The sequence below is a fragment of the Chromobacterium sp. Panama genome (assembly GCF_003052555.1).
Taxonomy (GTDB): Bacteria; Pseudomonadota; Gammaproteobacteria; order Burkholderiales; family Chromobacteriaceae; genus Chromobacterium.
Window position 1 is genome coordinate 2,620,798 of the sequence record NZ_QARX01000001.1, and the last position, 10,942, is coordinate 2,631,739.

Sequence of the window (10,942 nt, forward strand, 5' to 3'; positions counted from 1 at the left end):
AACCTGTTCACGATCTGTCACGCATCGACGACACGGCCTTGAAAACGGCTTCAGAATGCTGGTGCGACATGATTCGCGCGCCGCGTCCTCAGCCTTTTTCGTCTCGTCTCGCTCGCGAGATCGTGAAAACGTGCTTACTTCTTGCCGCTGCGGTCCAACAGCACCGCCAGCAGAATCACCACGCCCTTGATCACCTGCTGATAGAAGGACGATACGCCCAGCAGATTAAGGCCGTTGTTCAATACCCCGATCAGCAAGGCGCCGATCAGCGTGCCCACGATCCAGCCGCGGCCGCCGGTCAGGCTGGTGCCGCCCAGCACCACCGCGGCGATGGCGTCCAGCTCGTAGCCGGCGCCGGCGGTGGGCTGCGCCGAATTCAGCCGCGAGGTCAGCACCGCGCCGGCCATCGCCGACAGCGCGCCGGACAAGGTGTAGACCCAGATCTTGACCCGGTCCACCTTGACGCCGGACAGCCGCGCGGACTCCTCGTTGCCGCCGGTGGCGTAGACATGGCGGCCGAAAACGGTTTTCTTCAACATGAACCAGAAGCCGGCGAACATCAGCAACATCCACACCACCGGCACCGGCACCACGCCGGCCACATAGCCGCCGCCCAGCATGGAGAACATATCGCTGCCGAAGCCGGTGATCGGGCTGCCGTTGGACGCCACCAGCGACAGGCCGCGCAGAATGGTCATCGACGCCAGCGTGGCGATGAAGGGCGCCACCTTGCCCTTGCTGATCACCAGACCGTTGCAGCAGCCCATCAGCGCGCCGGACAGAATGCCCAACAGCGTGGCCAGCAGCGGATCGACGCCGGCTTGCAGCAGCATCGCGGTCAGCACCGACGACAAGGCCAGGATGGAACCCACGGACAGATCGATGCCGCCCAGCAGGATGACCAGGGTCATGCCGAAGGCGATCAAGGCGTTGATGGAGACCTGGCGCATCACATTGAGCAGATTGCCCATGGTCAGGAAGTCGGCGCTCATCACCGACAAGCCGGCGCAGATCGCCAGCAGGGCGATGAAAGGCCCGAGTTTTTGCAGCGTTGCTTTTTGTTGCGGGGTCATCTTGCTTACCGTTTCCCTTGCTTGCGCCCAATGGGCGCGACCTGAATATTCAATGCGCGGCGACGCTCAGTCCGCCGTCGCGCCGGCCGCCGCGGCCATGATGTCTTCCTGCGTCGCCGCGCCGGCCTCGAACAGCCCGGCCCGGCGCCCCTCGTGTATCACCAGGATGCGGTCGCTCATCGCCATCACCTCCGGCAATTCGGACGACACCATGACGATGGCCGCGCCGGCGGCGGCCAGTTGATTGATGATGTGGTAAATCTCGGCCTTGCCGCCCACGTCGACGCCGCGCGTCGGCTCGTCCAGCAACAGCAGCTTGGGCGGCTCCGCCAGCCACTTGGCGAACACCACTTTTTGCTGATTGCCGCCGGACAAGGATTTGACGTCCAGTTCCGCGTCGCGGGTGCGGATGCGCAATTGCTCGATCAGCCGTCGCGCCTCCTCAGTTCTCGGAACGGCGGTTCACCACCCCCAGCCGCGCGTGGCGGCGCAGATGCACCAGGGTGGCGTTCTCCCGCACCGACATGCCCAGCACCAGGCCCTGGCTCTTGCGGTCTTCGGTCACGTAGGCGATGCCGGCGGCGATGGCGTCGCCGGGCCGGCGGATGTCCAGCTCCGCGCCGTCCAGCCTCACCCGCCCCTGCCGACGCGGCCGGACGCCGAACAAGACATTGAGAATCTCGCTGCGGCCCGCCCCCATCAAACCGGCCACGCCCAGCACCTCGCCGGCGCGGACCTCGAAGCCGATGTCCCGGATGCGGCCGTCGTCGGCCAGCCCTTCCACTTCCAGACGCACCGCGCCGGGCGCGGACGCGCGCTTGGGGAAACGGTCGCCGATCTCGCGGCCCACCATCAGCCTCACCACTTCGTCGAAATCAGTGGCGGCGATCTGACGCTCGCCGACGAAGCAGCCGTCGCGCAACACGCTGATCTTGTCGCAGACGCGGAAGATTTCCTCCATCCGATGCGACACGTAGACAATCGCCACGCCGCGCCGCTTGAGCTGCTCCATGAAGACGAACAAGGCTTCGATCTCGCGCTCGGTCAAAGCCGCGGTCGGCTCGTCCATGATCAGCACCTTGGCGTTCAAGGACATGGCCTTGGCGATTTCCACCATCTGCTGCTGGCCGATGGACAGCTTGCCGGCCTCCGCCTCCGGGTCGATCTGGCCGGCGCCCAGCTGCTGCAAAATCTGGCGAGCCTCGCGCCGCATGCCGGCGCGCCGGATCACGCCGAAGCGGCTATGCTCGCGTTCGCGTCCCAGAAACAGGTTTTCCATCACCGACAGCTGCGGAATCAAATTCAGTTCCTGATGGATGATGGCGATGCCCTGGGCTTCGGCCTCGGTGGTGGAGCGTATCGTCGCCGGCCGGTCGTTGAGCAGGATCTCTCCGGCGTCGGCCTGATGGACGCCGGACAGAATCTTCATCAAGGTGGATTTGCCGGCGCCGTTCTCGCCCATCAAGGCATGCACTTCGCCGCCCGTCACGGTGAAATCCACCGCCTCCAGCACCTTGACCGGACCAAAGGCCTTGCTGATGCCGCGCATGCTTACCTTCATCGCCCGTCCCTTCAAAAGATCACGCCGGAATACAGGATCACATTGGCGTACGGCGTGCATTCGCCGGTGCGGATCACCGCCTTGGCCTCGCGGCAGCGGCGCTTGAACTCCTCGTGCGGCGCGTACTCCACCGCCACGCCGTGCGCGGCCATATCGTTGGCCAGCACTTCCACCGCCGGGCTGTGCTGCAGGCATTCGGAGGCGAACAAGGCCCGCTCCGCCTTGAAGTCCGCCAGGATGGAGTCCAGCACGCTGGGAAACTCCGGCACGCCCAGGCGCAGGCTCAGGTCTATGCATTCGACGCCGGGCGGAATCGGCAGGCCGCAATCGGCGATCACCAGACTATCGGTGTGGCCCATGCCGGCCAATACCCGCGCGATGTCGCGGTTCAGATGTCCCAGCCGCTTCATGCCTGTTCCTTCAGCATCTGTTGCAGCGCGGCCAGCGTCGGCATGCCGCTCTGCGCGCCGGATCGCGTCACCGACAGCGCGGCCGCGGCGCAGGCCAAGGCCATCGCCGCCTCCAGGCCCTGCGGCCAGAACGCGGCCAAGGCGCCGTTGAAGGTGTCGCCGGCGCCGGTGGTGTCCACCGCGGACACCACGAAGCCGGCTTGATGATGCAGGCTGCCGTCGGCGCGGCAGAAATAAGCGCCGTCCTTGCCGCGCGTCATCGCCACCCGTCCCGGCAGTTTACGCATCAGCGTTTGCCAATCGCCCTGCTCGTCCAGCGCCTGCGCCAGCTCGTGTTCATTCGGCGTCAACAAGGCGGTCCGTTCCAGCAGGCTGGACGGCAAGGGGCGGGCCGGCGCCGGATTCAGCAAAAAGGGCTTGCCGTGGCGTTGCGCCAGCTCGGCCGCGCGCTCCACCGTGGCCAGCGGCACCTCCATCTGCGCCAGCACCACGTCGGCGTCGCGGAAGGCTTGTTCGTCCTGATCCAGATGCTCCGGCAGCAACTGATGGTTGGCGCCGGGCACCACCACGATGGCGTTGTCGCCCTCGGCCAGGGTAATCGTCGCCAGCCCGGTGGCCACGTCCGCCTCGCGCAAGCGGCCGATGTCCACGCCCTCGGCCCGCAAGGTCTCCTTGAGCTGGGAGCCGAACATATCGCGGCCCACGCAACCCAACAAACTCACCTGCGCGCCCAGCCGCGCGGCGGCCACCGCCTGATTGGCGCCCTTGCCGCCCGGATAGGACGCAAAGCGCTTGCCAAACAAGGTTTCACCCAGCCGTGGATAGCGCTCCGCTTCCACCACCAGATCCATATTGACACTGCCCACCACCAGGACCCGGGTCATAATTTCCTCATCGTGATCAAACGACGCCGCGGCCAGCCCGGCGGCGTCAATTGCTAAAACGTAATCAGCTGACGCTTTATAGCAGAGCCGCCCACGCGCCGGAAGCGATAAACTCAATCTGTTCAGCAAATGCAACAGTCCGCGCCAAGCCCTTCGGCGGTGCTTGACGCCGGGCGAGCTTCAATGTAGTGGCAAAACTACAGACGGGCCGCGCAGCCCGGACGCAAAAAAAGCTCCCCTGGGGGAGCTTTCTTTTTCCTGCCGCCGCGGGGCCTGTGGCCTCCCCGCGTCCGCGTCTTACTCGTCCAGCACCGCGGAGGTGTAGACGTCCTGGACATCGTCCAGGTCTTCCAGCGCGTCCAGCAGCTTCTGCATGCGCGCGGCGTCGTCGCCGGACAGTTCGGTCTCGTTCTGCGGCTTCATCGTCACTTCGCCCATCTCCGCCTTGAAGCCCTTGGCTTCCAGCGCGTCCTTGACGTCGGAGAACTCGTACGGACCGGTGATCACTTCGATGGAGCCGTCGTCATTGGCGACCACGTCCTCCGCCCCGCTTTCCAGCGCGGCCTCCATCAAGGCGTCCTCGTCCACGCCCGGCGCGAACACCAGATAGCCGCAATGGCTGAACTGGAAGGACACGCAGCCGTCGGTGCCCATATTGCCGCCGTACTTGGAGAAAGCGTGGCGCACGTCGGCCACGGTGCGGGTCTTATTGTCGGTCAGACAGTCCACCATCACCGCCGCGCCGCCGATGCCGTAGCCCTCGTAGCGGCATTCCACGTAATCGACGCCGTCCAGCTGGCCGGTGCCGCGCTTGATCGCGTTCTCGATATTGTCCTTGGGCATGGACTCGGCCTTGGCCTTGTCCACCGCCAGGCGCAGGCGCGGGTTCATATTGGTGTCCCCGCCGCCCATCTTGGCCGCAACGGTGATTTCCTTGATCAAGCGGGTAAAGATCTTGCCACGTTTGGCATCCTGACGACCTTTGCGGTGCTGGATGTTAGCCCATTTACTGTGACCTGCCATAGTTGCCTCTGTCTGTTGTCCGGTCCACTGCGGACCTTTCAGTCAAAATTGGCGCTTATTTTAGCAGAACTTGAATCTGGACAGGAATGGCGGCCGCCTACTTGGCCTTGAGCATGGCCAGCATCATCTCGAAACCGGCCTGGTACATCTGCTCCAGCACCGGCACCATCATCGGCAAAGTCAGATAGATGCTGATGAAACCTATCATCAGGGTCAGCGGAAAACCGAAAGTGAAGATGTTGAACTGCGGCGCGGCGCGGGTCATCACCCCGATCGCCAGGTTGGTGATCAGCAGCGCCGCGATCACCGGCATGGCCAGCCAGACGCCCCACTCGATCAGATGGCCGCCCCACAGGGCCAGCGCCTTGATGCCCTGGTCCGGCATGCTCATGCCTATCGGCAGCACCCGATAGCTTTCCACCAGGGTGGACAGCACCACCTGGTGGCCGTCGAAGGCCAGAAACAATAGAAAGGTGAACAGGGTCAGCAGCTGCGACACCACCGGCACCTGGGCCGAGTGCATCGGGTCGAAGAACATGGCGAAACCCAGGCCGGTTTGCGAACCCATGATGAAGCCGGCCACTTCCACCGCGGAAATCACGATGCGCATGACGAAGCCCATCGCCAGGCCGATCAACAACTGCTGCAACAGGATGGCGATGCCCTCAGCCGACACCAGCGGCACCGCGGGCAGCGGCGGCAGCAAGGGCGCCAGCATCACGGTGAGGATCAGCGCGAAGCCGGCCTTGAAACGGCGCGGCACGCCGCGATAGGCGAACACCGGCTCCACCAGCAGCAGGCCGACGATGCGCGCGAACGGCCAGACGAACATGGCCACCAGCGCGTTGATCTGCGCGTCGGAAATGCTCAGCATCAGCCGATCACGTGCGGAATGCTCTGGAACAGCCGCGTGGTGTACTCGATCAGCGTGTTCAACATCCACGGCCCGGCCAGCACCAGCACCAGGAACATCGCCAGCAGCTTGGGAATGAAGGTCAGCGTCATCTCGTTGATCTGAGTCGCCGCCTGCAGCACGCTGACCAGCAGGCCCACCAGCAGCGACACCAGCAACACCGGCGCCGCGACGATGATCAGGATGTACAGCGCGTTCTGCACGATATTGATAATCAGCTCCGGACTCATGCCGCCCGCTCCTCGCCTAAAACGCCGGGCACCACCCGGCGACGTTTCCAGTCACAAGCCATCATGCCGCCTCAGCCAGTATAGAAGCTCTGCACCAGCGAGCCCATCAGCAAGGTCCAGCCGTCCACCAGCACGAACAGCATCAGCTTGAACGGCAGCGAGATGGTCACCGGCGACACCATCATCATGCCCATGGCCATCAGGATGCTGGCCACCACCAGATCGATTATCAGGAAGGGAATGAACACCATGAAGCCGATCTGAAACGCGGTTTTCAGCTCGCTGATCACATAGGCCGGCACCAGGGTCTTCATCGACACGTCGGCCTTGGTTTGCGGCTTTTCCGATTGGGAAATCTCGATGAAGAAGGCCAGATCCTTCTCCCGGGTCTGGCGCAGCATAAAGGCCTTCATCGGCTTGCTGGCCTCGTCCACCGCCTGTTGCAGCGTGATCTTGTCGTCGGAGAACGGCACCCAGGCCTTGGCGTAGACCTGATCGAAGGTCGGCCCCATCACGAACAGGGTCAGAAACAGCGACAAGCCGACGATCACCTGGTTGGGCGGCGACTGCATGGTGCCCATCGCCTGGCGCAGCAAGGACATCACGATGATGATGCGGGTAAAGGCCGTCATCATCAGCATCATCGCCGGGATGAAGGTCAGCCCGGTCATGAACAGCAACATCTGCAGGCTGAGGGAGTAATTCTGCCCGCCGCCGGCCGCCGGCGTGCTGCTCATCATCGGCAGGCCGCCGGCCGCGTCCGCGATCAAGGGCGTCGCCAGCAAGGCCAAGGCGCCGTATCGGAGACAGCGCTTCATCGCGGCCCCGCCTTGTCCTTGCGGTTCTTGTCCATCGCCGCCTTCAACCAGCGCGCAAACGGCTCCGCCGCCGGCGCGACCTCGGTTTCCGCGCCTTCCGGCCGCGGCAGCTTGCTCAGCAGATTGACTTGCTGCGGCGTCACGCCCAGCACCAGCCACTCGCCCTCCAGCTCCACGATCACCACGCGCTCCTTGGGCCCCACCATGGTGCCGCTCACCACCTTCAGGCGGTTGGACGCGCCCAGCATGCCGCCGGACAGCCGTTTGAACAGCCAGGCCATGCCGACGATGGCGCCCAGCACCACTGCCAGGCCAAACAAGACCTGCAACAAACTCATGAACGGCGACGGCGCGGCCGCCGGCGGCGCGACGGTGGCCGCGGCGGCCAGACTGGACGCCGCCAAATAAAAAGCGCCCTGCACTGCACGGCGCGTCATCGCAAACATGGCTGACCTCGTCATTTTTGCAGGCGGCGAATGCGCTCCGCGGGCGTGATGATATCGGTCAGCCGGATGCCGAACTTGTCGTTGACCACCACCACCTCGCCCTGGGCGATCAGGCAGCCGTTGACCAGCACGTCCATCGGCTCGCCCGCCATGCCGTCCAGTTCCACCACCGAGCCCTGCGCCAATTGCAGCAGGTTGCGGATGGCGATCTTGGTGCGGCCCAGTTCCACGGTCAATTGCACCGGGATGTCCAGAATCATGTCCAGGTTCTGCGGCACGCCGGCGCCGGACGTGCTCGCGCCCAGTTCCTGGAACAGGTTCTGCGCCGGCACCGCCTCGGGAGCCGCGTCCACCACTTCCTGCTCGGCCATCGCGGCCGCCCAGTCGTCCATCGATATCTCTTCCTCGCCGCCGGCCCCGCCGGCGGCGGCTGCCGCGGCGGCGGCCGCTTCGGCCTCCATCTGCGCGGCTTGCAATTCTTCTTCGCTCATTACTCTTTATCCCCCAGAGGCTCGTGAAAATCATTCGCGCCGGCCAACACTTGCTCCACCTTCAGCGCATAGCGCCCCTGCACGGTGCCGTAGCTGGCCTCGAACACCGGAATGCCCGACACATCGGCCTCCACCCGTTCCGGAATCTCCAACATCACCACGTCGCCGTTCTTCAAATTCAGAATCTGACCCAAGGTCACCTTGGTCTGGCCCAAGGTCGCCACCAGCTCCACTTCCGCCGCCTGCACCTGATGCGTCATCAGGTTGACCCAGCGGTTGTCCACCTCGGTGCGGTCCGCCTGCATGGTGCTGGACAGCATGTCGCGGATGGGCTCCACCATCGAATACGGCAGACAGATATGGAAATCGCCGCCTCCGGCGCCCAGTTCGATATGGAAGGTCATCGCCACCACCACCTCGGTGGGCGTGGCGATGTTGGCGAACTGGGTGTTCATTTCGGAGCGCAGGTAGACGAACTCGATCGGGTGCACCGGCTCCCAGGCCTTCTGGCATTCGACGAACACCACGTCCAGCAAACGGCGGATGATGCGCTGCTCGGTGGGGGTGAAGTCGCGGCCTTCCACCCGCACATGGTAGCGCCCGTCGCTGCCGAACAGATTATCGACGATCAGAAAGACCAGATCCGGGTCGAAAATCAGCAAGCCGGTGCCGCGCAAAGGCTTGACGTGCACCAGGTTGAGGTTGGTGGGCACCACCAGGTTGCGGATGAACTCGCTGTACTTCTGCACCCGCACCGGCCCAACCGAGATTTCCGCGTTGCGGCGGATGAAGTTGAACAGGCCGATGCGCAGATTGCGCGCGAAACGCTCGTTGATGATTTCCAGCGTCGGCATCCGGCCGCGCACAATGCGCTCTTGCCGGCCGATATCATAGCCGCGGACGCCCTGCGCGTCCCCGCCGCCGCTGTCATCCTCATCCTCCCCGGAGACGCCCCTGAGTAGGGCATCTACCTCTTCCTGGGAAAGAATATCGTCGCCCATGCCGCTTACTGCTTCTGGATGATGAAGGAAGTGAAGAGCACGCTTTCCACCGGCTGCTCCTCGCCGGCGTCCATCGACTCATTGATGATCTGCTTGACCTGGGCTTTCAGCCGCACCTTGCCATCCGGCGTCGCCAGCTCGACCGCGGACTTGGACGACAGCAGCAGGATCAGCGCGCTGCGAATCTTGGGCGCGTAATCGGTGAATTTCTTTTTGGCTTCCTCGTCGGCCAGCTCCGCCTGCATGTCCACTTGCAGCAAGGAGCCGTCGTTACCGGCCAGATTCACCACGAAAGTGTCCAGCTTTTCAAAGATCGGCGGACCTTCTTTTTTCTTCTTGGGTTTTTCCTTGGTCTGCTCGGCATGTTCGCCGGCCGCCGCCGGTTTATTCATATTAGTGAACATGTAAGCGGCCAAGCCCCCCACCGCGGCCAACACCAGAACCAGCAACACAATGACGATCAGCATCAATTTGCCGCCGCCCCCTGCTTTTTTCTCTGCTTTTTCCGCTTTTTTATATTCTGCCATATACCTGCCCTGTTCACTGGGTGTTCATAGTGAAATCTTAAACGATTTCTTCACTATATTTTCTAATTTTAGATGCCAATTGAACAGGGGAGATTATCACAAATGATCAGGCGAAAATGCTGAGAATGCCTCGAGCGGCCTTGATGCTGCTCAATGCATCCATCGGCTCGGGCTCGGCGCTCTCGTTCTCGCGCTGCGATTGTCCGCGCTGAAACGCCTGCTGTTGCTGTCCGGATTGTCCGCTGGACACTTGCGCGTCGGTCAGCTGAATGCCGCCGGCGGCCAGCATGGAAGACAGACGGTGCATATTGTTTTCCAGCGCTTCGCGCGTGGCCGGCACCGCCGCGGCGAACAATACCTGGGCCTGGTCGTTGCCGTTCATCTTCAGCGTCACCTCGATCGGCCCCAATTGCGGCGGATTCAACTGGATCTGCGCCTTGTCGGCCTTGAGGCTGACCATGCCCATCACCTGCTCGCTCATCGCCTTGGCCCAATTGGGATCGGTCACCGGCTGCTGCACGGTGAACACCGGCGTGGGCGCCGTTTGCTTGACCGCCAGCTGTTCATGCCCCTGGAGCGGCAAAAACTGCGGCAGGACCTTGCCGTCTTCCGGCAAATTTTGCTGCGCCTGCAGGGGCAGGTTGCGGGTCTTGCCAAGAGCGGCGGGCAGGGTCGCGGCGACGTCCGGCTTGAGATCCACCGGCTTGGCGCCGGTCGGCAAATCGCCGCTGGCCCGCGGCGCGGCCATCGCCTGCTGCTGGACGGGCTGCTGCGCGGCGGCCATCAGCGGCATGCCCGTCAAGGGCGTCGCCTGCGCCTGGCCGTCCTCGCCCTTGGCCGGCTTATCCTTGTCCAGGCCTGCGTCCGCCAGCGGATCGGCGTTGGCGCCCGGCAGGAAGGAGCTGCCCAAGGCGCTCATCTGCAGCCCCAGCAGGCTGGCGAACAGGTCGCCGGCGCCGGTATCGCCGGCAGTGGCCAGATTGCCGCCCGGCATATTGGCTTTGCCGCCGACCGGATTGGCCGCGGCTGCGTTCACAGGTGTCGTCATGGCCGACTCTCTACAAGTAAGACGCAGACAATAAAGCAACTAGCGTGCCAAGCGCCGGCCTTTGAGCAAGACCTTATTCCTCGCCGTGGGTGCTGTCCCAGAAACGCCGAGTGGCGAATTCGTCGCTGGCCTTTTGCTGCAGCCGCGCCTCGCGCACGGCGGCGCGCTCCTGCTCCCGCTGCAGCAGTTTTTCATAGGCCTTGAGCTTTTTGTATTCATGCTGCCAGGCCTGACGCTCCAGCAAGAAACGCTGGGTGCAGCGCTCCACCTCGCCCTGCTGTTGCACCATGGCCTCGTCCAGACGGGCGAGAAAACGCTGAAAATCCTGATACTGCAAAGCGCTGATGCCCTGAGCGCCGCGGCTGGTCAGCCGTTGCCGGTACTCGCCGCGAAACGCGTCCAGCTGCTCCTGACGCGAACGGGCGTCCGCCAGACGGCCTTGCGCCAGCCGCATGCGTTCGGCGGCGGCCTTCTGCTTGTCCTCGGCCAAGCGAATCAACAACAGGTATTTGCTCTC

The 10,942-nt window shown here is 63.7% G+C and carries 15 protein-coding genes; all 15 read right to left on the reverse strand.

All coding sequences use genetic code 11. The features are described from left to right. Positions 1-134 precede the first annotated feature (134 nt). The gene (locus DB032_RS11720; protein ID WP_019099980.1) at positions 135-1,073 is read right to left on the reverse strand and encodes an ABC transporter permease; all 939 of its coding nucleotides are present in this window, start codon (positions 1,071-1,073) and stop codon (positions 135-137) included. A gap of 66 nt (positions 1,074-1,139) precedes the next feature. After that, positions 1,140-1,490 carry an ATP-binding cassette domain-containing protein gene (locus DB032_RS24800; RefSeq protein WP_304529380.1) on the reverse strand — a complete coding sequence of 117 codons (351 nt, stop codon included), beginning with the start codon at positions 1,488-1,490 and terminating at the stop codon, positions 1,140-1,142. Between the two features lie 25 nt (positions 1,491-1,515). Continuing rightward, complete coding sequence (locus DB032_RS11725; RefSeq protein WP_304529381.1) at positions 1,516-2,634, reverse strand: sugar ABC transporter ATP-binding protein; 1,119 nt, start codon at positions 2,632-2,634, stop codon at positions 1,516-1,518. Positions 2,635-2,645: 11 nt separating this feature from the next. Continuing rightward, a complete protein-coding gene (gene rbsD / locus DB032_RS11730) occupies positions 2,646-3,044 on the reverse strand; it encodes a D-ribose pyranase (RefSeq protein WP_107799654.1) in 399 nt (132 codons plus the stop codon). Beyond that, positions 3,041-3,928, reverse strand: coding sequence for a ribokinase (locus DB032_RS11735; protein WP_107799655.1), 888 nt, complete (start codon positions 3,926-3,928; stop codon positions 3,041-3,043). The genes rbsD and DB032_RS11735 overlap by 4 nt, the downstream gene beginning before the upstream one ends. Before the next feature lie 297 nt (positions 3,929-4,225). After that, a complete protein-coding gene (locus DB032_RS11740) occupies positions 4,226-4,951 on the reverse strand; it encodes a YebC/PmpR family DNA-binding transcriptional regulator (RefSeq protein WP_107799656.1) in 726 nt (241 codons plus the stop codon). Between the two features lie 97 nt (positions 4,952-5,048). Beyond that, the gene (gene fliR, locus DB032_RS11745) at positions 5,049-5,825 is read right to left on the reverse strand and encodes a flagellar biosynthetic protein FliR (RefSeq protein ID WP_107799657.1); all 777 of its coding nucleotides are present in this window, start codon (positions 5,823-5,825) and stop codon (positions 5,049-5,051) included. Then, the gene (gene fliQ / locus DB032_RS11750; RefSeq protein WP_019099986.1) at positions 5,825-6,094 is read right to left on the reverse strand and encodes a flagellar biosynthesis protein FliQ; all 270 of its coding nucleotides are present in this window, start codon (positions 6,092-6,094) and stop codon (positions 5,825-5,827) included. Before fliQ ends, fliR begins: the two co-directional genes overlap by 1 nt. Positions 6,095-6,165: 71 nt before the next feature. Further along, positions 6,166-6,912 carry a flagellar type III secretion system pore protein FliP gene (fliP, locus tag DB032_RS11755; RefSeq protein ID WP_107799658.1) on the reverse strand — a complete coding sequence of 249 codons (747 nt, stop codon included), beginning with the start codon at positions 6,910-6,912 and terminating at the stop codon, positions 6,166-6,168. Continuing rightward, entirely contained in the window at positions 6,909-7,358 is a 450-nt protein-coding gene (gene fliO, locus DB032_RS11760) for a flagellar biosynthetic protein FliO (protein ID WP_233246691.1), read from the reverse strand. The genes fliP and fliO overlap by 4 nt, the downstream gene beginning before the upstream one ends. Positions 7,359-7,369: 11 nt before the next feature. Further along, positions 7,370-7,819 (reverse strand): flagellar motor switch protein FliN, encoded by a 450-nt coding sequence (gene fliN, locus DB032_RS11765; protein ID WP_048414031.1) that lies wholly within the window; start codon positions 7,817-7,819, stop codon positions 7,370-7,372. Between the two features lie 29 nt (positions 7,820-7,848). Next, positions 7,849-8,850 (reverse strand): flagellar motor switch protein FliM, encoded by a 1,002-nt coding sequence (gene fliM / locus DB032_RS11770; RefSeq protein WP_048413985.1) that lies wholly within the window; start codon positions 8,848-8,850, stop codon positions 7,849-7,851. Between the two features lie 5 nt (positions 8,851-8,855). Continuing rightward, the gene (locus DB032_RS11775; protein ID WP_227107866.1) at positions 8,856-9,317 is read right to left on the reverse strand and encodes a flagellar basal body-associated FliL family protein; all 462 of its coding nucleotides are present in this window, start codon (positions 9,315-9,317) and stop codon (positions 8,856-8,858) included. Between the two features lie 166 nt (positions 9,318-9,483). Continuing rightward, positions 9,484-10,425 (reverse strand): flagellar hook-length control protein FliK, encoded by a 942-nt coding sequence (locus DB032_RS11780; RefSeq protein WP_146176653.1) that lies wholly within the window; start codon positions 10,423-10,425, stop codon positions 9,484-9,486. Between the two features lie 73 nt (positions 10,426-10,498). Beyond that, complete coding sequence (gene fliJ / locus DB032_RS11785) at positions 10,499-10,927, reverse strand: flagellar export protein FliJ (protein WP_227107862.1); 429 nt, start codon at positions 10,925-10,927, stop codon at positions 10,499-10,501. Between the last annotated feature and the right edge of the window lie 15 nt (positions 10,928-10,942).